Genomic DNA, 23,618 nt, shown 5'->3' on the forward strand with positions numbered 1-23,618 from the left:
ACTGGACAGGGCAGAGACGAGCCGCTAAACAGTGCAGTCAACCCGCAGTCTAGGTGGGTATTTTGTTCCGCGTTTTCCGGGTTGGAGAGAGATGCAGACCGTTAACGATATCCGCACCACGTTTTTGGAATTCTTCGGCAAGAACGGCCACGAGGTCGTGTCTTCCAGCCCGCTGGTGCCGCGCAATGACCCCACCCTGATGTTTACCAATGCCGGGATGGTTCAGTTTAAAAACGTTTTTACCGGCCAGGAGCATCGCGATTATTCCCGCGCGACCACCTCGCAGAAATGCGTGCGGGCCGGGGGCAAGCATAATGACCTGGAAAATGTCGGTCATACCGCGCGTCATCACACCTTTTTTGAAATGCTCGGCAATTTTTCGTTTGGCGATTATTTCAAGGAAAACGCGATTGAATTCGCCTGGAACCTGATCACCAAAGAATACGGCCTCCCGGCGGAAAAGCTGCTGGTAACGGTGTATCATACCGATGATGAAGCCCATGGCCTGTGGAAGAAAATCGCCGGTCTGAGTGATGATCGTATCATCCGCATTCCCACCTCGGATAATTTCTGGTCGATGGGCGATACCGGCCCGTGTGGTCCGTGCTCGGAAATCTTCTTTGATCATGGCAATCACATTTGGGGTGGTCCTCCGGGCAGTGCCGAAGAAGACGGCGACCGTTTCATCGAAATCTGGAACCTGGTTTTCATGCAGTACGAACAGATGGCGGATGGCCGCCGTCTGGATCTGCCGAAACCCTCCATTGATACCGGCATGGGCCTGGAACGTGTAGCCGCTGTCTTGCAGGGCAAACACGATAACTATGATATCGATTTGATGCGCGCCCTGATCGAGGCATCGGCCGACATCACCAATACCGATCCGGATGGGCCGTATAATGTGTCCCACCGTGTGGTGGCGGACCATTTGCGTTCCACAAGTTTCCTGATTGCCGATGGCGTTTTGCCGTCCAATGCCGGTCGCGGGAACGTTCTGCGCCGCATCATGCGCCGCGCGATGCGTCATTTGCACATGGTCGGCACCAAAGACCCGTTAATGTATAAACTGGTTCCGGCACTGGTGCGCAAAATGGGCGCTGCCTACCCGGAATTGGTCCGGGCCCAGGCCTTGATCGAAGAAACCCTGAAGCTTGAAGAACATGGCTTTAAAACCATGCTCGATCGTGGCCTCAAGATGCTCGATGATGCCACAGTTGATCTGGGCGAAGGGGCGGTTCTGCCCGGCGATGTGGCGTTCAAGCTGTATGATACCTATGGCTTCCCGCTTGATCTGACAGCGGATGCGCTTAAAACCCGCAAAATCGAGATCGACGAAGACGGTTTTTCTGCCGCAATGGCCGAACAGAAAGCCAAGGCCCGTGCGGCCTGGTCCGGTTCGGGCGAAGCGGCGACCGAAGAGGTGTGGTTTGACCTGAATGACCGTTTTGGGGCGACCGAATTTCTGGGTTATGAAACCGAAACTGCCGAAGGCGTTTTGACTGCCATCATCTTGGATGGCAAAGAAGTTGAAACGGCCAAGGCAGGTGACCAGGTGGCCATTCTGGCCAACCAGACGCCGTTTTTTGGCGAATCCGGTGGTCAGCAGGGTGATGCCGGTGTGATCCGCACGGAAAATGGTGCGGTGATCGAAATTGCCGATACCCAGAAAAAACTCGGTGCGCTGCATGTGCATTTGGGCAAGGTGGTGTCGGGCGAGATCAAAACCGGCAATGCCGCCGAATTCCGGGTTGACCATGAACGCCGTTCAAAACTGCGTGCCAATCACTCGGCAACGCATCTCCTGCATGCCGTGATGCGCAAACATCTGGGCGACCATGTGACGCAGAAGGGCTCGCTTGTGGCCCCCGAGCGCCTGCGCTTTGACGTATCCCATCCGAAACCGGTGACGGCGGAAGAAATTGCCGTGATCGAAGCCGATGTGAACAGACTGGTGCGTGAAAACACCGAAGTTGTTACCCGTTTGATGACGCCTGATGAGGCGATTGAACTGGGCGCGATGGCGCTGTTTGGTGAAAAATACGGCGATGAAGTCCGTGTTGTTTCCATGGGCCTGCCGGAAGAAAAGGAATTTGCCTATTCGCTGGAACTGTGCGGTGGCACCCATGTCAAACGCACCGGCGATATCGGCCTGTTCAAAATCGTTTCCGAGGGTGCCGTTTCCAGCGGTGTCCGCCGTATCGAAGCACTTAGTGGTGCCGATGCTGCAGGCTATATGGCAAACCGGGATCGCCTGTTGCAATCCGTTGCCGGTGATTTGAAGGCGGTGCCCGAAGATGTGCCTGCCCGTGTGCAGGCCCTGCAGGAAGAACGCCGCCGTCTGGAACGCGAAGTTTCCGACCTGCGCAAAAAGCTGGCAACTGGTGGTGCCGGCGGCGCCGGTGGTGATGCAGGCTTTAAGGAAATTAACGGCGTTAAAACCGCGTTCAAGGTTCTCGAAGGCATTCCGGCCAAGGAACTGAAGGGCATGGTCGATGAATTGCGCAGCCAGATGGGATCGGGCATTGCTGCCGTGATCGCGCTGGATGGCGGCAAGGCCTCCATCGTTGTTGGCCTGACCCAGGACCTGGTTGCCAGCCACAATGCGGTTGACCTGCTGCGCATCGGTGTTGCCGAACTGGGTGGCAAAGGTGGCGGTGGCCGCCCGGATATGGCCCAGGGCGGTGGACCCGATGGCGACAAGGCCGAACAGGCCCTTGCTGCGATTGAGGCGGCGCTGGCGGGCTGATTGGCCCTGCAATGATGCAAATATCCAAAACCCCGTTGCCAACCCGGCAACGGGGTTTTGTTTTGCGCTTTTACATTTCCATTAAAGGCTCTGACAGAGAATTCCAATGGAAGTAAAATCACTGGCGGAACGGCGCTTGCAGCCTGACCTGAACCCTTTCAGTTTGCCTGAGAAGGGTCTTCTTCAAGTGCGTTTTCCTGCCATTCGGCACTGCGGCGCAAAACGCGGCGGGCGGCAGTTTCCACATCGTGGCGGTCATCGGGTTCGCCAATGTTGCGTTGGGCGGTGCGGATGATGATTTTTGCCTGACGGCGGATTTCATCGCGCTGATTGACGTTGTTGATAAACGGGATCAGCCCTTCAAGGGTTTGGGCAATCGGGATCAGCACATCGGGCTTTTGCACCGCAGCCTGCCGGATCTGATCAATTGCGGCACTGAGCATGCCGCAAAAATCGGCAACAGGGCCGCTCAGGCGGGCGATGTTTTTATCATCCGTCCATAACCCGGCCGGGTAGGCAAAAGCCAGTGTACTGCGTAAGGCCCGGCCCAGGCGGTTGATCGATGCAATGGCGGTAAACGGATCGTTAATACCCGGCGAGAGGGCACGAACGGCAATTTCGACAATCTGACGCAGCGAAAATTCCACATCCAGGGCTGCCGTGCGGAAATTGCCGATCATGACGGTTTGCGCGACATCGCGGGTGATTTGCGGGCATAGCGTTTCAAGCTGGTCCCTGTCACATAAAATGCGGCCAAGAACCTGCCCTTTGATCACATGCTCCCCGGGTTGGCGGATCAGTTCGACACAGGCATGGCGGGCGGCAATGCGCTGGCACAGGCCATCATAATCAATGCCCTGAATATAGCCCGATCGCGTTGCCTGAATGGCGGTTTGCGGATCAATATCAACCGTTTCGGGCAGGGGTGTTTGCGCGTTGCGTGCCGCAACGATGGCGGGGCCAATGCGCGATTGGATGTCGGATATGGTTTTTTCCAGCCGGTCGCCTGTTTCGATAATCACCTGATCAGCCACAATGGAACGGCCAAGATGATGCACAAACACAATAAGCGAAAACAGGCTGATCACAAAAATCACCGCCCCGAGCAGCCCGGCAATTTGTGAGACCTGATTATCCGCCGCAAGGCCGCCCATCATCAGCAGGACTGTGACAAAAAAGGTGATATTGGCAACAAAAATGCCAATCATGGATTGGGTAACACGGTCGCCCATAAAATTGCGGATCAGGCGCGGGCCCAGATTTTGTGCTGCCAGGGTCAGCACCACCATCGTGATCGACAGCGCCAGGGTAAACATGGTGACAAGGGCGGGCAGCAACATGCCGATCATGCTTTTAACATCGTCGATGTTGGAAAAAAGCGGCCAGACGGGCGCAAGTATGCGCGCAAAAGGCAAGTCGGCCAGTTGCATGATACCCGCGGCCAGCAGCGCCCCTGTCAGGCCAAACAGCAATGGCACGATCCACAGGCTGTGGCGCAGGCGTTCCCAAGTGCGGATCAGGCGTTCAAACATATGTTTTTCCCGGTGCAGGCCCCAAAGGCGGCAGGCTGGACAGATGTGCGGTCACACTCCAACCAATGATATGAAACGCTTTGAAATGCTAGCGGTTCCCCGGGCATAGATGTCAGGCCAGCGGAATATAAATATCTGTTGTTGCCTGCGGGGCCACAACATCGGGAAACAGCGACAGCCGGTGAAAGATAATCGGATAATCACCTGCATTTTCGCCTGTCTGCGGCATCCAGTGGGCGAAGACCGGCAAGATGGTATCATTCAGGGTGTGATCCGGGCCGGTATGGCGCACACGGGCGCAGCGCAGGGAAGGAATGGTCTGTTCAAAAATGCCTTCGGGGTTTTGATTGATGGTGATCCGGGTTGCCACGCACAAATCAAACATAAAGGCATCGGGCGGCGTTTCATTCGGGTTGGAATGAACAATGTTATAGGTCGCATATTTGTGCGGCGGCAGGGCGTGGCGTTTGCGCCAGGCAATAAAACGGCGAATACTGTCGCCCACAAAGGCCGGATCACCGTGATGGCGCAGGGTTGCCACACGGGTTTGCGGAAAATCGATAATCTCGACATGGGGCATTGTCATACCTTTGCGTGCGGTTATGTGCCGTGCGTCAATAAGGGGCTGGTAAAGCGCCCTGGCTTTATCCCAGTTCGGGGTTTGGCGAAAATCGCTGGGGCTTTGTCCATGCCACTTTTTGAAGGCCTTGCTAAAGGCTTCCGGGCTTTCAAACCCGCACTCCAGGGCGATGGTGAGCACGCTTTTTTGCGGGCGAAAGGCCAGTTGTTGTGCCGCACGGTGAAAGCGGGCCAGTTGAACATATCTCCCCACCCCAAGGCCAAACAGGGCGGCAAACTGCCTGTGAAAATGAAACCGCGAATAGGCGGCAATATCGGCCAGTATTTCCCCGTCCAGCGGGTCGGACAGGTTGGCATCAATATGGTCGATGACACGGGTAAAGCGTGTCAGATGCCGATTTTGGTGTTGCGGCCGGTGCTTTGGCGCGTCGTTCTGCATGGTCTTTTCCTGTTATTGCAAAACCATTTTGCCATGTGACGCGATTCAATACCTGTCCAGGATTGCGGTTTTGTCATTTTGCCAGTTTAGTTCCGGGAATCAGAATAGATGTATTTATATAAATAATTGAAATATATAAATTTTATCGAATTTCAGGGCAGGTCTGCAAAAAATTTCATTGCCGTGAGTGAAAAAATGAACCAAATTCGATTTTAAATCATTTTGAGGTGGCGGACATGAAGCAGGAAAAGCGACAGCAACGGGAAAAGGTCATTTTGGACCGTGCGCAGGAATTGATCGGCGAGTATGGCTTCTTTGATTTGAAAATGTCGGACCTTGCCCGGGCGGCCGAAATTTCGGTAGGCACCCTTTATGTTCATTTTGCCAGCAAGGAAGACCTTTTGTTGGGCCTTGCTGTGCGGGCCGGCATGATCCGCAAGGAGTTTCTGGCAACGGCGCGCAATCATGACGGCCCGGCGCTGGAAAAATTTATTGTTGCAAGCCTGCTCGACATTCTGTTTTCCATCGAAAACCCGCAGCTATTTGAAATGGAATATCTGGCAATGTCGCCATCAATCTGGCGGCGGGCAACGGTCGGCCGTCATCAGGAACTGTTGCGCAAGGTGGATGATATTACCCTGATGTTTCAGGGATTTCTGGACGATGCGGCCCCGACATTGCGCGGGGATCCGGTGCGGGACCGGGGCAGGATGCTTAATCTCGCCAGTTGGGCGCTGTCTTTTGGCATGAATGCCCTGGCCCTTTCGGAAATTACCGATGCCCATTATGGCAGTTTGCTGCGTGAAAATGCCTTTGAAACTTATTGCGATGGTCTGTCGGCCATTTTAACCGGTGCGGGGTGGCAGGCCGAAGAGGCAACAAGCCTTGTCCACGATTTGGGCCGACGTTACGTGCCGGCTCATTTTGCATTGCCCACCTCCTAATAAAAAACGATCGCCGATGCCCGTCGCCACGGCATCTAACGATTTTTCAGGACAGAGTTTAAATATCCCATGCCCCAGGAACGTAAATTAATGATCGCGGTCTTTATGACCGTCCTGTTCGGTTTTGCCGGTTTCAGCCTGCCTTTTCCGGTATTTGGTCCGATGTTTTTAAAACCGGAACTGGGTTTTCTGGACCCTTCCATTCCGGTGGAATATCGCCCGTTATTGCTGGGTGTTGCCATCGCGCTTTATCCGATCGGCCAGTTTATTGGGTCGCCCTGGCTGGGCCGCTGGTCGGACCGGATCGGGCGGCGGCCGGTTTTGCTGGGCTCGCTGGCCGGTGCAGCGGGCGGCTATCTGGTTACGGCAGGCGGGGTTGCGTTATCCAGCCTGCCATTATTGTTGGCAGGAAGGTTTGTCTCGGGGCTGTGCGAAGGCAATATGGCCATTGCCCAGTCCATTACATCTGACATCAGCACGCCGCAAAACAAGGTGCGCAATTTTGGCCTGATCACGGTGGCGATTAATGTCGGCTGGATTATTGGCCCGCTTTTGGGCGGTTTTTTATCCGATTCCTCGATTTACGCGGGCTTTAACGTTTCCTGGCCGTTCTTTTTTGCCGCTGGCATGTTTGGCATCAATTTGCTGGTGGTGTTTTTCGCCCTGCGCATTCCGGGTTATGCCCGCCGTCGGGGTAAGGCAAAGCCACCCGTTTCTGCCACGCAGGACCTGAACGGGGCACTGGCCGTGGAGCTTTCGGCAACCGCCGACCCCGTGAGCGACGATGCGCAGGCTCTTCCCGTGCGTTCCGTCTGGCAAACCGTGCGGGATAAACGGCTGTTGCCCGGCTTTGTCATTTCGTTTTTCAGCTATGTCGCGGTTTATGTTTTTTTTGCCTTTTTCGGCGTGTATCTGGTGCAAAACCACGATGTCAGCAGTTCGTTTCTGGGGATGTGTTCGGCCATTATTTCCATCCCGCTTATTGCGGCGGGCCTGTTGGTGGAACCTGCACGCAAACGCATCGGCTTGGCCGGGGTCAGTGCGGTGGCACATTTGTTTTTGGCCGTGGGCATCATCACCTTTTTGCTGCCCGATGGTCTGATCTGGATATTTGCCCCGATGTGCCTGGCGGCCTTTGGCATTGCCTGGTGCGAAGTCACCACCAGCCTGTTTGTATCCGACGCTGCCGGGGCCCATGAACAGGGGCAGGCCCTGGGGATTTATCGTTCCGTCCATGTGATGGCCGAGGCCTTTGCCGTGCTGGTCGGCGGGCTTTTGTCGGGGCAGTCATCCCCATCGCCATTTTTTATGGGGGCTGTCGCCGCCCTGATATGTGTGGCAGGCATTATGGCCTGGAAGCGTGCCATGCCCGATTTGGGGCGCAACGTTGAAAGCAGTGCTGCATCCCATTAGGGATTTCGCGCGGAGAGGGCAGTATCCATGCTGCCCTCCGTCCCATTTGTTAAAGACAAATCGCTTTAGTCACGGGTTATACGATGGTGGACATGGTCAGTGTGCCATTGGCCAGATATTGGCGTTGCCCGGCGGTATCGGCATTGGCATCGGCACTAAACAGGTCCTGTGCCAGGCCATGAAGCTGGGCAATGGCCGCACTGCGCACACCGTCTGGCGGGGCGGTTTCATCGGCAGCAAGGGCCTTTGCCCAGGCGTCCGGTGCGGTTTCATCGTCCAGAACCGTCAGGGCAACCGCAAGGTTGGCAAGGGCGGTGGGCGATGTCGGGGCGACTTGCAGGGCACGATCAAAATAATCCCTTGCGGCATTGTAATCGCCATCAATCATATCCAAACGGCCCAGATCATTCAGGCAGGCCAGTGAGTGGGGGGTGATGCGCAATAGTTGCTCTAGCGCACGACGTTCACCTTCACTGTCTTTTTTCGCCCGGTAACACAGTGCGATCATATGATGGATCATGCCATTGCCGGGGCGCAGACGCGATGCACTATGAAAATCGGCAAGGGCTGTGCCATGACGCCCCAGTTCAAGCTGGGCCATGCCATGTGCGGTTAACAAATCTGCATCACCTGGGGTGGCACGCAGGGCAATATCCAGATTATTCAGCGCCTGGCGCGGTTTGCCTGACAGCAAATAAACTTCGGCCAATTGGCGCAGGGCCATCGGATGGTCTGGCTCGGTGCGCAAAACGGTTTGATATTCATAGGTTGCTTCGGTCAAATTGCCCCGCCGATGCAGGGCCTGTGCCAGCCCAAAACGGGCGGGCAGGTCGTTTTGGTCGCGGCCCAGTGCCTGGCGCAACATGTTGATCGCGGCGTCATATTGCCCGTGTGACAGGGCTTCCAGCCCCATTTTGGTAAATTCCGCCGTGCTCATCCATGTTTTCCTGTTCTGCGTTTATCTGTTGGCGCAACAGCGTTCAGGGCCGCGCCGAGATGCGATAGGCGCAGCGTCGTGCGCCTGCCAGAATATGGTCTGTCCGCTCAACAGATATATCCGGTCCCAGAACGGATTGAAACACTTCGAGTTCCCGCGCACAAAGCGACCGGCACGCCGATGCCGCCGAGCAGATCGGACAATGGTTTTCCACCAGCAACAGGTTGCCCTCTGCATCCTGCTGGAGTTCGGCCATATATCCCTCGGCCTCGCGTGCGGCGGCCAGGGCGGCGACCCGCGATTCCAGGTCTTCCCCGGCATTTTGCAGGCGGGTTTTATAAATCATTTTCTGTTGTTCAGCCCGGGCCTCAATAATGCGCGCCAGCCCGTCCGGGCCAAAGGTATCTCGCATGCAGTCAATCAGCGATACCGCCAGTTCCTGATGCCCATCCGGGAAGGCCTTGTTCGATTGTTCGGTTAATGCCCACAGTTTGGCCGGTCGCCCCTTGGTTGCGGCCATTTGCTGTTCACTGACCATCTCCTGCTCGGCCAGGGTTTTTAAATGCTGGCGCACGGCCATTGCCGATATGCCCAGGCTTTCGGCCATTGTATCGGCACGGGCAGGGCCGCCTTTTTTAAGCATATCGAGGATGGCGCGGCGGGTTTCGCCATCGGCTGCTTTGGGATTACGTTTTGTCATGTGTCTTTTATAAAGAATTTTCTATTGAAATGGCAAGGGGGATGGCGTAGCGTATTTTTTAAAGAATAATCTTTTAAAAGAGGGCGCCATGACATCGACGAATGACAACTGGGTTGCTGCCACCACATTGGCGGAATTATCGGAAAAAGGGCGCAAGCTGGTGCGTCTTGATGGCCGTCAGGTCGCCATTTTCCAGACCGAAACCGGTCTTTATGCCTGCAATAACCGCTGCCCGCATGAGGGCTTTCCGCTGATGGAAGGCACGGTTAGCGATGGCTGTGTGTTGACCTGCAACTGGCATAACTGGAAATTTGATTTGGAAAATGGCGATACCCTGGTGGGCGGTGATAAGTTACGCCGTTACCCGGTGCGGATAAATGAGGATGGTATCGTGGAGCTGGATATGACCGAACCCCCGCAAAATCAGCAGCGTGATGAAATTCTGTCCAATCTGGACGAGGCGCTGCATAAAAATGATTATAGCCGCCTGAGCCGCGAGCTCGCCCGCCTGGATATGATCGGCGTTGATCCGCTGGTTGCGGTGAAAAAGGCCTTTGCCCTGCGCATGGACCGGTTTGAATTTGGCACCACCCATGCCATGCCCGGTGCGGCGGACTGGCTGGCCTACCGGCAGGAATTGACCGACCCGTATGAACGCCTTGCCTGCCTGTCCGAAGTTTTAGGCCATATTGCCTGGGATAGTGCCTATCGTCCGGTTTATCCGTTCACCACCGACGTTGCGACATGGTCCGAGGCCGAATTTTCCCGCGCCATCGAGGCCGAGGATGAAAATACCGCCGTCGCTTTGGTGCGTGGTGCTCTGGCCGATGGCATGACATGGGATGATCTGCGCCCGGCCTTTGCCCGCTGTGCCATGCGCCATTATGCCGGTTTTGGGCATTCGGTGATTTATGTGTCAAAGGTGTCCCCTTTGATCGACATTTTGGGCGGTGATGTGCTCGAAAGCCTGATTTTGCCGTTAACCCGCCATTTGTGCACCGTCACCCGCGAGGATTTGATCCCCGAATTTCGCGCCTTCCATGTCGTGCGCAAGGATTGGGACGAGCATGTGGATCGCGAACCGGCAAGCCGGGATGATTTTTTGGGGCTGCCGGTGGCACGGGTATTGTCACGGGTGCGCAAGTCCGCTGCAGACCCGCAGGCCTGTTATCACGCCCTGATGGAAGCCGCCGTCTGGCAGGTGCGCCATTTTGATGAAAGCGTGATGTATCGCACCAACATGCCAATTGGCACCAATGTCAACTGGCTGGATGTGACCCATGCCATGACAACCGCCCAGGCCGTGCGCGAACTGGCCACCGAACTGCCGGAATTGTGGGGTGATGGTTTGTTGCAAATTGGCTGTTTCATCGGCCGCAATGCCAAATATGTCCATAAGGATGGCGACCCGGCGGATTATGCTGGTCGCTCCGGTATTGACTGGGAAGGCGATAGCGAAACCATTTTGGGTGATTTGCTGCACAGCAAAGTGCTCTATCATGGATGCACCGATTTTATTGAATCGGTCCATCGTCTCAAAACCATCTCGATGGTGCGTTCCGAACTGGCCCTGTTCCCCGATGCGCCGTGGCGCAAGGATATGCTGGTGGCGGTGCATCGTTATGTCAGCAGCGAATTTCCCCGCCGCCGTGCGGTGCGGGTTGCCTATCAGTCCACAACTTTTGTCGGTCGGGGATAGGCGATTTTCGCTACGCTCCCTCGCGTCTGCATCCCGCATCCCAGGGCGACAAACGCCCCCGTTGTGCCGCCACAGCACAACGGGGGCAACTTTTATAAAAATGCGATCCCGTCAGGCGATGCTATCGACAACACCGCCATCTACCCGCAGGGCCGCCCCCGTTGTGGCCGATGACAGCGGCGATGCCACATACACCACCATATTGGCAACTTCATCAACATGGGCGGTACGCTGAATGATCGATGTGGGGCGCGCTTTCATAACGAAATCTTTGGCGACGTCTTCAATATCCTTGCCGGTTTTCTGCACATCGTCGGCCAGCATGGTTTCCACCCCTTCCGACAGGGTGGGGCCGGGCAGTACGGCATTGACGGTCACACCCGTGCCTGCCATGCGCTTGGCAAGCCCGCGGGACAGCGCCAGATAGGCGGTTTTGGTCACACCATAATGGATCATGTCAGCAGGGATGTTCAGCGCGGATTCCGATGACAGGAACACAACCCGGCCCCAGCCCTGTTTTTCCATGGCTGGCAAATAGGCGCGCGATAGCCGCACGCCGGACATCACATTGACATCCATGAAATTCTGCCAGTCGCTATCGGGTGTTTCAAAAAAGTCCTGCGGGCCAAAAATACCCACATTATTGACCAGAATATCCAGATGCGGCACTGCCTTGATCAGCTTGTCACATCCCTCTGCCGTGCCCAGATCGGCGGCAACCCCGTGAAGGGTGGCGTCCGGCAGTTGGGATTTCAGTTTTTCAAGTGCCTTTGCTGTTTTGTCATCCTTGCGGCCATTGATAATCACTTCGGCGCCTGCCTTGGCCAGGCCCGCTGCAATGGCAAAGCCAATGCCTTCGGTCGATCCTGTTACCAGGGCTTTTTTACCGCTTAAATCAATTTTCATAACCCGATCCTTTCTATAATAATGTGTTGTATCTACATAATTTGTTGAAAGCCTGGGGCAAGGGCAGGTACGACAGAAGGGGCCGTTGGCGCCGTTGGCGTCAATTGCCTTCTTGCCCAAAAGCGGTGGACACCTTAGGTTAACGTAAACGTCAACTTATGTTGCAGGGCAGAATGATATGAAGTTTCAGGGTACGGAAAATTACGTTGCGACCGAGGACCTGATGGTTGCGGTCAATGCTGCCATCACCTTGCAGCGTCCGCTTTTGGTCAAGGGCGAACCGGGCACGGGCAAAACCGTGCTGGCCGAGGAAATTGCCAAATCGCTGGGCAAAAAGCTGATTACCTGGTCGATCAAATCCACCACCCGCGCCCAGCAGGGGCTTTATGAATATGATGCCGTTTCCCGCCTGCGCGACAGCCAGTTGGGGGACGAGCGGGTGCATGACATTGCCAATTACATCGTCAAAGGCAAGTTATGGGAAGCATTCGAGGCCGATGACGCCCCGGTATTGCTGATTGACGAGATCGACAAGGCCGATATCGAGTTCCCCAACGATCTGCTGCAGGAACTCGACCGCATGGAATTTTATGTCTACGAAACACAAAAAATGGTCACGGCAGCCAATCGACCGATCGTGATCATTACGTCAAACAATGAAAAGGAACTGCCCGACGCCTTTTTGCGCCGCTGTTTCTTTCATTATATCCGCTTTCCCGATGCCGAAACGATGGCGCAAATCGTTGATGTGCATTTCCCCAATATTCAAAAACGGCTGGTCAGCGAGGCGCTGAACCTGTTTTACGACATGCGCGATGTGGCCGGGCTCAAGAAAAAGCCCTCAACCTCGGAATTGCTGGACTGGCTTAAACTGCTGATGGCCGAGGACCTGCCCCCTGAAGCCCTGCGCGCCAAAGACGCCAAAACCGCCGTGCCGCCCCTTCATGGTGCGCTTTTGAAAAACGAACAGGATGTGCATCTGTTTGAACGTTTGGCTTTTATGGCACGGCGTGAAGGCCGGTAAGCGAATTATTTCATTATCCGGGCGCGGGCTTGTCGAAAGGTATCTTGCAGCCCCTTGTGACCAGTGCCGAGGCTGTCGATACAATAGGGATTGAGAAATTGCCGCCCTGCAAACAGGGTGCGATCAACTGGCGAGAGTTGTGCGGTTTTACAGATATGGTCCCATTGATCGGCGATGGTGGTCATTTGCTGCTCGATGATTGATGCGGCTTCATCTTCACGCAGGTGATAATCGGCCGCTGCGGCAAGGCAGCTTGCTATTGTGCTGGCCCGTTTGTCGTCTTTGATCAGCATGGCCTGTGTGGCCTCGTTGCCGGTGCGCCCCTGGGGGCAAATGTCATAGGCGGGGGTGAGGTGCAGCATCCTGCCATCCCAAAATGCGGCATGGTTGCGGGCGTGATCGTCCGTATTGCCGCACAGGATGTTAAAACTTATCCGGCCATAAAGCTCTTTGAGGGTTTTTTTGGGGGCTGCAAAACGATGTCGGATGATTTCGGCCAGATCTTCATAGGACGCATATCGGGCCATCATTTCATCCAGACCCAACAGGGTCAGGGCCGAAACCATCGCTTTGCGTGTCCAGCCTCCTTGGGTTTGAAGGCGGTCAAACCGCTCGATCAGCAAGGTATCTTTGTTGGCGGCCTGCGTCAGGGATACAGGCGCAACATTCAATCCGCACAGTTTTGCCAGGCGCATGGCGATAAATTCGGCTTTTACAACGCTATACAGGTCTGAGCTGGACGAGAATTTGGCAACAAATTTCTTCTGCCCATCCTTGATTAGGGCTTTGGGGCGGGCGCCGCCAATCGATGTGCGGTGATTGATTGCCAGATCAAGGGCCGGGGGGAGGGGCAGGCCCTTTTCCACATGATCCGCCGCATGTTGCAAATCTTCAAGTATTGCTTCTGCCGCCTGTCTGGGCTGGTAGTGTGTGGCCGATGTTTGAAAATCCAGTGCACCGATCCGGTCTGACCCGGATTGCAAAAGAAAGGTCAGTTCATTGAAGGACGGGGCATGGGCCGCATTTGGTTTGTTGCCTGTCAATTTGTTGATGATCACCCGTCTTCCCCAGGCATCGGGGGACGCATCACGCAGGCTGCTTGCCATTGTCAAACCTGCAAGGGGGGCGATGGTTCCCTGGCGCAGGGGGAGTTCCGGGCTGTAAATTGCGATGGCATTTTCGCGGCTGCGATAGCTTGCCCCATAGGTAAAAACCAGCCGGTCGCCGTCTTGTGTGATACGTCCGGCAACGACAGGCTCCGTCTCGCCGGGCAACCATATCCAGACATAGGCTTCCCGCGCTTCGGTAACATCAGAAGTCATCATCCACCTCCTGTGTCACTGGCCGCACTGCTTGCGGCATAAGTGTCAGTTTTTCGCGAAGGCGGGTCTCCTGCAGGGCCACAACCCGGTCATCGGCGTCAAATAACGGCACGCCAACAAGATGGGCGACCTCAAATACCGTGCCAATTTCAGGGCCGGGCGCACCCTTTTCAATATTGTGCAGGGTGGTGCGGCTAATACCCGCCCGATCCGCCAGTTCCTGCGCTGTCATGTTGCGTTCCGTTCGGCCAATACGGATCATGCTGCCTAAAATAGACAAGGCATGACGGGTGGTGCGCGAGTAGCTTCTTTTGCGTTTCATGGCAGATGATTTTTGTTCAATAAAACAGGTATGTGAAGTGTAATGTTCAATTTACTGAACATTGTGAGAGGTTTTACTGTGGTTGGTCAAGGAAATGTCCATTAAATTATACAAAAAGGCCTAAATGTATAATTAACTATACATTTTGTATGGGGTTTGCATTTTCTGGCCCAATAGCTTTGGGGGGGCTCTGATGTCGGTTATTCTGTGCTGTAGCCTCGAATTCTCCGACCGCGTTTGGTATCCTTGCGGTCCTTTTCTTTGATTGGGATGGAAGTAGTATGTTCACCGGTTTTTTCTACAAGCTCAAAGAGGCCCGGGTGCCGGTCAGTTTGCGGGAATATCTGACGCTGCTTGAAGCGATGGAAAAGGGGGTGGCCGGATATTCGGTCGAGGATTTTTATTACCTTTCCCGGGCGTCGCTGGTGAAGGACGAACGCAACCTTGATAAGTTTGATCAGGTCTTTGGGGCGCATTTCAAGGGCCTTGCCAGTCTGGCCGACGCGGGGGCGGAAATTTCGGCGGAAATCCCCGAAGAATGGTTGGGCAAACTGGCCGAGAAATATTTAAGTGACGAAGAAAAGGCACAAATCCAGTCCCTTGGGGGCTGGGACAAGCTGATGGAAACATTAAAGCAGCGCCTGGAAGAACAGAAAAAACGCCATCAGGGCGGCAATAAATGGATTGGCACGGCTGGCACATCGCCTTTTGGCGCTTATGGTTATAATCCCGAAGGGGTGCGTATCGGGCAGGATAAATCGCGCCATCGTCGGGCGGTCAAGGTGTGGGATAAACGCGAATTTAAAAACCTGGATGACAGCGTTGAAATTGGCACCCGCAACATCAAGGTGGCGTTGCGCAAACTCCGCAAATGGGCGCGCACCGGTGCGGCCGACGAGTTGGACCTGGCAGGCACCATCCGCTCAACGGCCCGGCAGGGCTGGCTGGATGTACAAATGCGGCCCGAACGGCACAATGCGGTAAAGGTTTTGATGCTGTTTGATATTGGCGGCTCGATGGATGATTATATCCGCGTGTGCGAGGAACTGTTTTCGGCGGTGAAAACCGAATTCAAGCATCTGGAATATTATTATTTCCACAACTGCCCCTATGAAGGTTTGTGGAAGGACAATGCGCGTCGCCGCAGCGAACAGATTTCAACGCTGGATGTGATCAATACCTATTCCAGTGATTACAAACTGGTTTTCGTCGGCGATGCCACCATGAGCCCTTATGAAATTACCTATCCCGGTGGCTCCGTCGAACACTGGAATGCCGAGGCAGGCCAGGTCTGGATGCAGCGCCTGCTGGATCATTTTCAACACGCCGCCTGGATTAACCCCCAGCCGGAAAAATGGTGGCACTACACCCCCTCGATCCAGCTTTTGCACAAGATGATGGAAGGCCGGATGTATCCGCTGACCCTGGAGGGGTTGGATCGGATGACGGGCGAATTGTCTCGTTAGAATCTAATGCTGACTTGTCGATGAGAATTTCGTTATTTAGAATTAATTTATTTTTTTTGCAAGTTTTTTTTTCTTGAAAAAATGCCATGTTGATGTGTTAATAGCTGTAATGGTATTTTTATAGGTAAGTGTTATGGCAAAAATAATAAATTTGTTTAATCATAAGGGCGGTGTGAGTAAAACGACAACGGTATTTAATCTTGGGTGGATGCTGGGGAGCCTTGGTAAGCGTGTCATTATTGCTGATTTTGATCCTCAATGTAATCTGACAGGAATGGTTTTAGGATTTAAAGGTGTCGAGGACTTGGATGGTGTGTACACTTCTAGTCCAGCGAATAATGTTAAAGACGCACTCTCCCCAGCCTTTGAGTCTAAACCATTCAAAATAGATGGCTCAGAGTGCATGTGTGTTAATGGGAATGGAAACCTTTTTTTGTTGCCAGGGCATATTGGAATAGCGGAATATGAGACAACACTAGGTATTGCTCAGGAGCTCAGCGGTTCCCTTCTTGCTCTTAAAAATCTTCCTGGGTCTATTCGTTATATGTTGGACCGTACAGCCGAGAAATATAATGCAGACTTTGTGTTGGTTGATATGAGTCCCAGCCTGGGGCCAATTAATCAGAATCTCTTGATGACAAGTGATCATTTCATCGTGCCACTTCATCCTGACTATTTTTCTTCAATGGCATTGTCATCTCTTACAAAGACGTTACCTCGTTGGAAGAAATGGGCAACCACAGCTAGTTCTCTCGATGTTTTGACTGACGCAGATTATCCTTTTCCAAACACAAATACGTCATTTATCGGCGCGATCGTTCAAAAATATAGGCCGCGTAATGGTAGGGCAAGCAGCGCATTTCAGCATTGGATCGATGATTTGACCTCAGGTTTGAAAGATAAATTAATTCCAATGTTAATCGAAAATGATTTGCTTGATGCGGTTTTGTTCGAAGAAATTACGGGGTCAAAGCCATGGAATCCTATTCTGGAAGTTGCTGATTTTAATAGTTTAATTGCATTGTCTCAAGAGCATCAAGTTCCAGTTTATGCGCTTGAGAAAAGCAAGGTTAACCAAACGGGTGCAGTTTGGGATCAGACGGAGAGGTCAATGAGTGCTTTTGAAAAAGCATTCCGTGACTGTGCCGAGAATGTGATTTTGCTTTCGGAATAGTTGTAAATGAAGCCGATTCAATATTATGAGGGAGTATGGTCTAGGTGTGACCAGCTGCAGTCTCTATTTTTGTATTTAAATAGCAATACATCTAGTGTTGTTGACTTAAGTGATTTGTTGCGTGCCGAGTGGTCGATGAGAGTCAGCGCACTCGATCTTTACGTGCATGAACTGGTTGCTCAAAATATGTTGTCGATATTTCAAGGAAATAGGGCCATTTGTGATGGCTTTCAGCGTTATAAATTGAAAGCGAGTACTTTGCTGAGAATTAGGGGTTCTGTAAATGCTTTTGAAGTAGATAATGCATTTGATTTAGATGTCCGTGAGTATCTAAGTGCGTTAACTTTTCAAAGATCAAATAGTATTGCGGACGGAGTCAGGATGATCTCTCCTATAGTATTGTGGGACGCTGTTTGTCAAATTCTGGGTGCCGACGGAAGGTCTTTGAAAAACATGAAGCAGGATATTAAGTCTCAGTTAGACTTAATTTGCGATAGAAGAAATAAGATTGTGCATGAGGGTGATTTGAATAATACTTTTCCTCGAGGGTTGAGACCTGTTGCGCGCGGTGAGGTTGACTTTGTCAAAATGCATATTGATCGCATCGTGAGGGCAATTGATTCGTGTGTTTGAGGATAAAACATCGTTGTTCTCGTGTGCGATTATTTTTGATCTAATTTTGGGTTTTGTTTCATGAATATACATTTGATTTGAATGTTTACGTAGGCCCCAAAAACAAATAGGTTTCGGTTTTGGCAATGCCGTCCATACTGCGGATATGGGTAACGATGCGGTTAAATTCCGGCAGGCTGCCAACTTTAACCTCAGCAATCAGGTCCCATTCACCATTGGTGGTGTGAAGGGTGCGAAAGCTGAGGGTTTTGCGTAATGTTGCCACTAGGGCCTTCACGTTGCGACCCGAGAGCTCCATCATTATCACCCCGCGAATGGTGCCATCACTGGCATCTTCGTGCAATCGCACGGTGTAACCGGCAATGACGCCGTTTTGTTCGAGACGGGTCATGCGCGATTTTACCGTGCCCGGTGCCACGCCCAAAAGGTCGGCCAGTTTGGGCACCGATGCGCGGGCATTAATGCGCAATTCGGCAATCAGGCTGCGGTCCAGATCGTCCATTTTTGGGGTTCATTGCTGTTTTCGTCAGTGTATGGCGTATAATTGCATTGATTCTGCATTTTCATTGGCGGGGCATCGCGCTAATTTGGCGCTTTGATGCAATGTCAGGCAGGAAAACAATCATGAGCGCAGCAACAGGCCACTGGGCCCCCGAAGCCCGCACCCGCGACATTGCCGAACGTCTGACCCGCTGGCCCAGTGTGACCGGCACCAGGGACGAGGCCGATTTTGCCGAAAAGCTGGTGGGGCTGCTGCGTGAAATTCCCTATTTTCAGGAAAATCCCGATGACATTGCCGTTATTGACAGCCATCTGGTTGCAAATGGCACGGCAATGGCAAAAAATGTGGTGGCGCTGGTGCGCGGAACCGGGCGCAAAACCCTGGCGCTGGCCGGGCATTATGATGTTGTCTCGATTGAGAATTTCCATGACCTACAACATCTGGCCTTTTCGCCCGATGAACTCTGCGCCGCCCTGATTGCCGATCTTTCCAGCCGGTCTGATTTGACTGCCAAGGAAGAATTCGCCCTGCGTGATTTGCAAAGTGGGGATTTCGTTCCCGGTCGCGGGCTTTTGGATATGAAAAGCGGCGATGCGGCGGGTATTGCCTTTCTGGAGCATTTCGCTTGTCAGGCAGACTGCAATGGCAATGTGGTGCTGTGTCTGACCCCGGATGAAGAACGCAACAGTTGCGGTATGCGCAGCCTGCGCAATGCTTTGCCCGAACTGGTGCGCCGCTGGGACATTGATATTGTCGGCGGCATTAACCTTGATGCCAGCAGTGATTACGAAAATGGCGAAATCGGCCGGGCGATTTTTCATGGCTCGATCGGCAAGATCATGCCCTTTGCCATGATTGTTGGCCAGCCGACCCATGTGGGTTATCCGTTTGACGGGATCAGCGCCCATGTCATGAGTGCCGAAATCATGCAGGCGATAGAGGGCAATAATGACCTGTCTGATCATGCCCGCAACGTAACCGCCCCGCCGCCGGTATGCCTGGAATGCCGGGATTTGCGCGAAAATTACGAAGTCACCACGCCCGAACATGTCTGGATGGCGTTCAACTGGTTGATACAAAGTAAATCGGCCAGCGATGCCCTGGGTGAATTTGCCGATATTGTTAAAACAACTGCCAATCGGGCGCTGGATCGTTTGTTTGACCGCGCCACCCGGCACGCCGAAGCCAATGGTGAACCCGCGCCAATGGCCTATCGCCCGCTGGAGGTTATTTCCTATGCGCAGTTAATCGAGATGGCGAGAACGGTTGGCGGGGAGGCGGGGATGGCCCGTATTGCGGCGGTGGAGGATGAATACCGCTACAGTAACAATCCGTTGTTACGTTCGCGTATGCTGGTATTGGCCGCAATGGCCGAGGCCCGGTTGCAGGCCCCGGCGATTATTACCGGCAATGCCAGCCTGCATTACCCGGCGGTTCATCTCGATACAGATAGAAAACTGGATCGTGATTTTATCGAAGCCATCCATGAAGCCCGGCAGATAATCGAGGCGCGTCATGACACCAAAATCATTGATCGGGGTTATTTTGGCGGCATTTCGGATATGTCTTTTTTCGGAAAATGTCCAGAAAGTGACGAATCGAAAGTTATCGCCGAAAATACCCCGGTAGGGGAGTTGGTGGACCAGCCAGTGGCCGATGCGCTGGAATATCCGGTGGTCAATATTGGCCCGTGGGGGCGCGAATATCATCAGCGTCTGGAGCGGCTTTATGCGCCTTATTGTTATAAGGTTCTGCCGGATTTTCTGTCTGAAATAGCCAAAAAACTGCTAGCTTAAGGTCTGTCAGCAGGTAGGACGAAAAAGAACATTTTACGAAATTTTCTACCTTGGGCTGATAAAGGGGCAAATATGTGATGCAACTGCCTTGATCCTGCCGCTTGTCCACGTCACTATCGCGAAAATTCGTTTCGGAATGAAGGAGTTGCAGATGGTCCGGGCAATGCTGGCGAATAGGGCGGCAAAGGCAAAAATCGGGATCAATCGATACGGGAACAAACGGTGCAGGCGTGCGCCCCGGCTTGCGGCATGGGCCGCCGGCATGATGTGTGCCGCGATGATGGCCTTTTCACCGGCAATGGCGCAGGCTGTGACCGATGACCATGTGGTGATTGCCCATCGCGGGGCATCGGGTTATTTGCCGGAACATACCCTCCCGGCGGTTGCCCTGGCCTATGGCATGGACCCGGATTTTATCGAACAGGATGTGGTGATGTCCAAGGATGGCGTGCCGGTTGTCCTGCACGATATTCACCTTGATACCACTACTGATGTGGCAAAAAAATTCCCCAAACGGCACCGCAAGGATGGCCGTTTTTATGCGATCGATTTTACCCTGGCAGAGCTTAAAACCCTGAATGTTCACGAGCGGACGGATGCCAAAACCGGCAAGCAGGTTTATCCTGACCGCTTTCCGCTGGAATATGGCATTTTCAAAATTCCGACCTTTGAAGAAGAAATCAAACTGATCCAGGGGCTTAACAAATCCACCAATCGCGATATTGGCGTTTACGCCGAAATCAAGGACCCTGCCTGGCACCGGGCCCAGGGTCAGGATATTTCCAAGGCCGTGATCAAGGTGATGGAAAAATGGGGTTATGGCACGCGGGAATCCAATGGTTACATCCAGTCTTTTGACTGGAACGAAACCAAACGCATCCGTAATGATCTGAATTATCAGGGGCGTCTGGTGCAGCTATTGGGCGAAAATAGCTGGAAAATCGCCCCGAATGTCGATTTTGATTTCCTGAAAACCGATGAGGGTGTGGAGGAAATGTCCAAGGTGGTGGACGCCATCGGCCCGTCGCTGGATCAGGTGATTGAAGGTCTTAGCGAGGATGGACATGCCGTCATGTCGCCCACCTTGATTGCGGCACAGCGCCGCCATTTACCGGTTCATGTCTATACCCTGCGCGCCGACCAGTTGCCCAAGTGGGCGGGAGATTTCCGCATTGTGATGACGGCTGTTTTTGACGATGCGGGCATTGACGGCGCCTTTACCGACTTCCCCGACCAGGTGGTGGATTATCTGGCGGCAACGCCGGAATAGGTTCCAATCCCTGTTATTCGCCAACAGGGGGCAGCAAAGACGAACGGGCCGGAACCAAAAATGTTCCGGCCTTTTTGCCATTTTGGGGTGAAATACACTGTTTCCAATCCCGGCCTTTTCGTTGGGGTGGAAAGGGCGCATGATGCGGACGATGTTTTGGCCGGAACGCGGCCAGCGATCTTATCAAACAGGAGGCATGGAATGGCAAAAGTACTGGTGCTTTATTATTCGATGTATGGTCATATCGAAACAATGGCAAAGGCCGTTGCCGAAGGCGCGGTCGGTGTTGCCGGTACCACGGTTGATATCAAGCGCGTGCCTGAAACAATGCCCGAGGATGTTGCCAAGGGTGCCGGGGCTAAACTTGATCAGGATGCGCCGGTGGCCTCGGTTGATGATCTGGCAAATTATGATGCCATCATTTTTGGCGTTCCCACCCGTTTTGGCAATATGTGCGGTCAGATGCGCACTTTCCTTGATCAGACCGGCGGTCTTTGGGCACAGGGCAAGCTGATTGGCAAAATCGGCTCGGTCTTTGCTTCCACCGGCACCCAGCATGGCGGTCAGGAAACCACCATCACCTCGACCCACACCACATTGTTGCATCATGGCATGGTGCTGGTTGGCGTACCTTATAGCTGTGAAGGTCTGACCAAAATGGACCAGATCACCGGTGGCTCGCCTTATGGCGCAACGACCCTGGCAGGCGCCGATGGTTCGCGCCAGCCTTCCGAAAACGAGCTTGATATTGCCCGCTTCCAGGGCAAGCATGTGGCCGAACTTGCCGCCAAGCTGGCAGGCTGAAACAATCAGCCTTAAAACGGACTTATGCCGCATCGGTTGTGTATCCGGTGCGGCATTTTCTGTTTTGGAATTATTTTGAAATTAGGGCAATTTTCGGCGCAATTACCATAATCGCGTCGTGGAATTGCCTTGGTTCGGGATCATTTCGTTTTTTAAAGTCTCAAAAAAAAACGGAGCTTCCCGTGTTCCAGTCCTTTTTTCCCCGTCCCAGACTGTTTTTCTCAAGTGCCCTTATCTGGACTGTCATTGCCGCCACCATCTGGTATGGCGGCGGGCAGCAATGGGGGCAATATTTGGGGCTTGGCGTTGCCTCATCCGCCGATGGACAGGTTGTCGGCATTGCCTATTTCGCAACGCCGACCTTTTTATGGTTTAGTGCCTATTATTTTATTGCCGTTGGCCTGTTTGGTCTGGTCTGGCGTTTTTGTTCCGATAATCCGTGGCAGTTATGGTCGGTCTTCGGTTCGGCGATTATCATTTTCACCACCTTTTTTGATGTCGAAGTCTCGGTTGCCATCAATAACTGGCGTCGGCCGTTTTTTGATGATGTGCAAAATGCCCTGTCGGGCCAAGCAGTGGTACATGCCGTTGATTTGTATTTGCTAATCGGGCAATTCGCCGAAATTGCCCTGTGCGCCATGTTCCTGTTTGTCTTGACGCGTTTTTTGGTCAGCCACTGGATCTTTCGCTGGCGCACGGCGATGAACAGTTATTACATGTCGCATTGGCAAAAATTGCGCCATACCGAAGGCGCGGCCCAGCGTGTTCAGGAAGACACCATGCGCTTTGCCAGCGTGATCGAGGGGCTGGGCATCTCACTGGTCAGCGCAATCATGACGCTGATCGCGTTTTTACCCGTATTGTGGGGCCTGTCAAAATATGTCACCACCCTGCCATTGGTGGGCGAAATTCCCGCTCCCCTGGTGACGGCAGCCATCATTTGGTCGGTTTTTGGCACATTGCTGCTGGCCCTTGTCGGGATCAAGTTGCCGGGGCTGGAATTTCATAATCAGCGGGTCGAGGCGGCCTATCGCAAGGAACTGGTCTATGGCGAGGATCACGAACACCGTGCCGACCCCGTAACCGTGCGCGAATTGTTCGGCTTTGTGCGGCAAAACTATTTCCGGCTTTATTGGCACTACACCTATTTTAATGTTTTTCGCGGGTTATATATCCAGGCAGACGGCATTTTTGCCATCGCCATTCTCATTCCCACGATTGCGGCAGGGGCGACCATTGGCTTCACCTTTGGGGTGCTTCAGCAGGTTTTAACCGCCTTTGGGCAGGTCTCCGGCTCTTTTCAATATCTGGTTGATGCCTGGACCACGATTATCGAATTGCTGTCGATTTATAAACGTCTGCGGGCCTTTGAGGCCTCCGTTTCGTTGGTAACGGACTGATTTTGCGCTG

20 protein-coding genes are annotated in these 23,618 nt (G+C 53.4%); 12 read left to right on the top strand and 8 right to left on the bottom strand.

Annotated elements, in window-relative coordinates:
• Positions 1-91 precede the first annotated feature (91 nt).
• Positions 92-2,746: an alanine--tRNA ligase gene (gene alaS / locus LF95_RS16160; RefSeq protein WP_073956020.1), complete on the top strand. Its 2,655-nt coding sequence runs from the start codon at positions 92-94 to the stop codon at positions 2,744-2,746.
• A gap of 158 nt (positions 2,747-2,904) precedes the next feature.
• On the opposite strand, the gene LF95_RS16165 is transcribed toward alaS, so the two are convergent.
• Both LF95_RS16165 and LF95_RS16170 read right to left on the bottom strand, forming a co-directional pair.
• Positions 2,905-4,278, bottom strand: coding sequence for a DUF2254 domain-containing protein (locus LF95_RS16165; protein WP_073956021.1), 1,374 nt, complete (start codon positions 4,276-4,278; stop codon positions 2,905-2,907).
• A 112-nt stretch (positions 4,279-4,390) separates the two neighbouring features.
• A complete protein-coding gene (locus tag LF95_RS16170) occupies positions 4,391-5,296 on the bottom strand; it encodes an AraC family transcriptional regulator (RefSeq protein WP_073956022.1) in 906 nt (301 codons plus the stop codon).
• A gap of 236 nt (positions 5,297-5,532) precedes the next feature.
• On the opposite strand from LF95_RS16170, the gene LF95_RS16175 reads away from it, so the two are divergent.
• Both LF95_RS16175 and LF95_RS16180 read left to right on the top strand, forming a co-directional pair.
• Positions 5,533-6,240 carry a TetR/AcrR family transcriptional regulator gene (locus LF95_RS16175; RefSeq protein ID WP_073956023.1) on the top strand — a complete coding sequence of 236 codons (708 nt, stop codon included), beginning with the start codon at positions 5,533-5,535 and terminating at the stop codon, positions 6,238-6,240.
• Between the two features lie 90 nt (positions 6,241-6,330).
• The gene (locus tag LF95_RS16180) at positions 6,331-7,653 is read left to right on the top strand and encodes an MFS transporter (protein WP_168173715.1); all 1,323 of its coding nucleotides are present in this window, start codon (positions 6,331-6,333) and stop codon (positions 7,651-7,653) included.
• 76 nt (positions 7,654-7,729) lie between these two features.
• On the opposite strand, the gene LF95_RS16185 is transcribed toward LF95_RS16180, so the two are convergent.
• Complete coding sequence (locus LF95_RS16185; protein ID WP_073956025.1) at positions 7,730-8,590, bottom strand: tetratricopeptide repeat protein; 861 nt, start codon at positions 8,588-8,590, stop codon at positions 7,730-7,732.
• A 43-nt stretch (positions 8,591-8,633) separates the two neighbouring features.
• Positions 8,634-9,290, bottom strand: coding sequence for a helix-turn-helix transcriptional regulator (locus LF95_RS16190; protein ID WP_073956026.1), 657 nt, complete (start codon positions 9,288-9,290; stop codon positions 8,634-8,636).
• 88 nt (positions 9,291-9,378) lie between these two features.
• Between LF95_RS16190 and LF95_RS16195 the strand changes: the two genes are divergently transcribed.
• Positions 9,379-10,989 (top strand): Rieske (2Fe-2S) protein, encoded by a 1,611-nt coding sequence (locus tag LF95_RS16195; protein ID WP_073956027.1) that lies wholly within the window; start codon positions 9,379-9,381, stop codon positions 10,987-10,989.
• Positions 10,990-11,100: 111 nt separating this feature from the next.
• Here LF95_RS16195 and LF95_RS16200 read toward each other — a convergent pair whose 3' ends face one another.
• Complete coding sequence (locus tag LF95_RS16200) at positions 11,101-11,895, bottom strand: SDR family NAD(P)-dependent oxidoreductase (RefSeq protein WP_073956028.1); 795 nt, start codon at positions 11,893-11,895, stop codon at positions 11,101-11,103.
• A gap of 178 nt (positions 11,896-12,073) precedes the next feature.
• Between LF95_RS16200 and LF95_RS16205 the strand changes: the two genes are divergently transcribed.
• Positions 12,074-12,919 (top strand): AAA family ATPase, encoded by an 846-nt coding sequence (locus LF95_RS16205; protein ID WP_073956029.1) that lies wholly within the window; start codon positions 12,074-12,076, stop codon positions 12,917-12,919.
• Between the two features lie 5 nt (positions 12,920-12,924).
• Here LF95_RS16205 and LF95_RS16210 read toward each other — a convergent pair whose 3' ends face one another.
• Together LF95_RS16210 and LF95_RS16215 are read right to left on the bottom strand one after the other, a co-directional pair.
• The gene (locus LF95_RS16210; protein WP_252509792.1) at positions 12,925-14,244 is read right to left on the bottom strand and encodes a type II toxin-antitoxin system HipA family toxin; all 1,320 of its coding nucleotides are present in this window, start codon (positions 14,242-14,244) and stop codon (positions 12,925-12,927) included.
• Positions 14,231-14,563: a helix-turn-helix transcriptional regulator gene (locus LF95_RS16215; protein ID WP_083607728.1), complete on the bottom strand. Its 333-nt coding sequence runs from the start codon at positions 14,561-14,563 to the stop codon at positions 14,231-14,233. Before LF95_RS16215 ends, LF95_RS16210 begins: the two co-directional genes overlap by 14 nt.
• A gap of 281 nt (positions 14,564-14,844) precedes the next feature.
• Here LF95_RS16215 and LF95_RS16220 point away from each other — a divergent pair, with 281 nt between their 5' ends.
• From LF95_RS16220 to LF95_RS16230, 3 genes are all read left to right on the top strand, one after another.
• Positions 14,845-16,029: a vWA domain-containing protein gene (locus LF95_RS16220; RefSeq protein WP_073956031.1), complete on the top strand. Its 1,185-nt coding sequence runs from the start codon at positions 14,845-14,847 to the stop codon at positions 16,027-16,029.
• A gap of 133 nt (positions 16,030-16,162) precedes the next feature.
• Positions 16,163-17,203 (top strand): ParA family protein, encoded by a 1,041-nt coding sequence (locus LF95_RS16225; protein WP_073956032.1) that lies wholly within the window; start codon positions 16,163-16,165, stop codon positions 17,201-17,203.
• 6 nt (positions 17,204-17,209) lie between these two features.
• Positions 17,210-17,836 (top strand): HEPN domain-containing protein, encoded by a 627-nt coding sequence (locus tag LF95_RS16230; RefSeq protein ID WP_073956033.1) that lies wholly within the window; start codon positions 17,210-17,212, stop codon positions 17,834-17,836.
• Positions 17,837-17,921: 85 nt separating this feature from the next.
• Here LF95_RS16230 and LF95_RS16235 read toward each other — a convergent pair whose 3' ends face one another.
• The gene (locus LF95_RS16235; protein WP_073956034.1) at positions 17,922-18,338 is read right to left on the bottom strand and encodes an Lrp/AsnC family transcriptional regulator; all 417 of its coding nucleotides are present in this window, start codon (positions 18,336-18,338) and stop codon (positions 17,922-17,924) included.
• A gap of 122 nt (positions 18,339-18,460) precedes the next feature.
• Here LF95_RS16235 and LF95_RS16240 point away from each other — a divergent pair, with 122 nt between their 5' ends.
• The 4 genes from LF95_RS16240 to sbmA all read left to right on the top strand — a co-directional run bounded on the left by LF95_RS16240 (position 18,461) and on the right by sbmA (position 23,608).
• Entirely contained in the window at positions 18,461-20,134 is a 1,674-nt protein-coding gene (locus LF95_RS16240) for a M20/M25/M40 family metallo-hydrolase (RefSeq protein WP_073956346.1), read from the top strand.
• A gap of 262 nt (positions 20,135-20,396) precedes the next feature.
• The gene (gene glpQ, locus LF95_RS16245) at positions 20,397-21,404 is read left to right on the top strand and encodes a glycerophosphodiester phosphodiesterase (RefSeq protein ID WP_073956347.1); all 1,008 of its coding nucleotides are present in this window, start codon (positions 20,397-20,399) and stop codon (positions 21,402-21,404) included.
• A gap of 201 nt (positions 21,405-21,605) precedes the next feature.
• Positions 21,606-22,208 carry an NAD(P)H:quinone oxidoreductase gene (gene wrbA, locus LF95_RS16250; protein ID WP_073956035.1) on the top strand — a complete coding sequence of 201 codons (603 nt, stop codon included), beginning with the start codon at positions 21,606-21,608 and terminating at the stop codon, positions 22,206-22,208.
• A 182-nt stretch (positions 22,209-22,390) separates the two neighbouring features.
• Positions 22,391-23,608 (top strand): peptide antibiotic transporter SbmA, encoded by a 1,218-nt coding sequence (gene sbmA, locus LF95_RS16255; protein WP_073956348.1) that lies wholly within the window; start codon positions 22,391-22,393, stop codon positions 23,606-23,608.
• The last annotated feature ends 10 nt before the right edge of the window (positions 23,609-23,618 follow it).

The organism is Thalassospira sp. TSL5-1 (genome assembly GCF_001907695.1).
Taxonomy (GTDB): domain Bacteria; phylum Pseudomonadota; class Alphaproteobacteria; order Rhodospirillales; family Thalassospiraceae; genus Thalassospira.

Coding starts and splice junctions, on each gene's coding strand:
- LF95_RS16205 (WP_073956029.1), top strand. CDS start 12,074: ATGAAGTTTCAGGGTACGGAAAATTACGTTGCGACCGAGGACCTGATG.
- LF95_RS16215 (WP_083607728.1), bottom strand. CDS start 14,563: ATGAAACGCAAAAGAAGCTACTCGCGCACCACCCGTCATGCCTTGTCT.
- LF95_RS16175 (WP_073956023.1), top strand. CDS start 5,533: ATGAAGCAGGAAAAGCGACAGCAACGGGAAAAGGTCATTTTGGACCGT.
- LF95_RS16220 (WP_073956031.1), top strand. CDS start 14,845: ATGTTCACCGGTTTTTTCTACAAGCTCAAAGAGGCCCGGGTGCCGGTC.
- LF95_RS16225 (WP_073956032.1), top strand. CDS start 16,163: ATGGCAAAAATAATAAATTTGTTTAATCATAAGGGCGGTGTGAGTAAA.
- LF95_RS16170 (WP_073956022.1), bottom strand. CDS start 5,296: ATGCAGAACGACGCGCCAAAGCACCGGCCGCAACACCAAAATCGGCAT.
- LF95_RS16180 (WP_168173715.1), top strand. CDS start 6,331: ATGATCGCGGTCTTTATGACCGTCCTGTTCGGTTTTGCCGGTTTCAGC.
- LF95_RS16240 (WP_073956346.1), top strand. CDS start 18,461: ATGAGCGCAGCAACAGGCCACTGGGCCCCCGAAGCCCGCACCCGCGAC.
- LF95_RS16195 (WP_073956027.1), top strand. CDS start 9,379: ATGACATCGACGAATGACAACTGGGTTGCTGCCACCACATTGGCGGAA.
- glpQ (WP_073956347.1), top strand. CDS start 20,397: ATGATGTGTGCCGCGATGATGGCCTTTTCACCGGCAATGGCGCAGGCT.
- LF95_RS16190 (WP_073956026.1), bottom strand. CDS start 9,290: ATGACAAAACGTAATCCCAAAGCAGCCGATGGCGAAACCCGCCGCGCC.
- alaS (WP_073956020.1), top strand. CDS start 92: ATGCAGACCGTTAACGATATCCGCACCACGTTTTTGGAATTCTTCGGC.
- wrbA (WP_073956035.1), top strand. CDS start 21,606: ATGGCAAAAGTACTGGTGCTTTATTATTCGATGTATGGTCATATCGAA.
- LF95_RS16185 (WP_073956025.1), bottom strand. CDS start 8,590: ATGAGCACGGCGGAATTTACCAAAATGGGGCTGGAAGCCCTGTCACAC.
- LF95_RS16165 (WP_073956021.1), bottom strand. CDS start 4,278: ATGTTTGAACGCCTGATCCGCACTTGGGAACGCCTGCGCCACAGCCTG.
- LF95_RS16200 (WP_073956028.1), bottom strand. CDS start 11,895: ATGAAAATTGATTTAAGCGGTAAAAAAGCCCTGGTAACAGGATCGACC.
- LF95_RS16235 (WP_073956034.1), bottom strand. CDS start 18,338: ATGGACGATCTGGACCGCAGCCTGATTGCCGAATTGCGCATTAATGCC.
- LF95_RS16230 (WP_073956033.1), top strand. CDS start 17,210: ATGAAGCCGATTCAATATTATGAGGGAGTATGGTCTAGGTGTGACCAG.
- LF95_RS16210 (WP_252509792.1), bottom strand. CDS start 14,244: ATGATGACTTCTGATGTTACCGAAGCGCGGGAAGCCTATGTCTGGATA.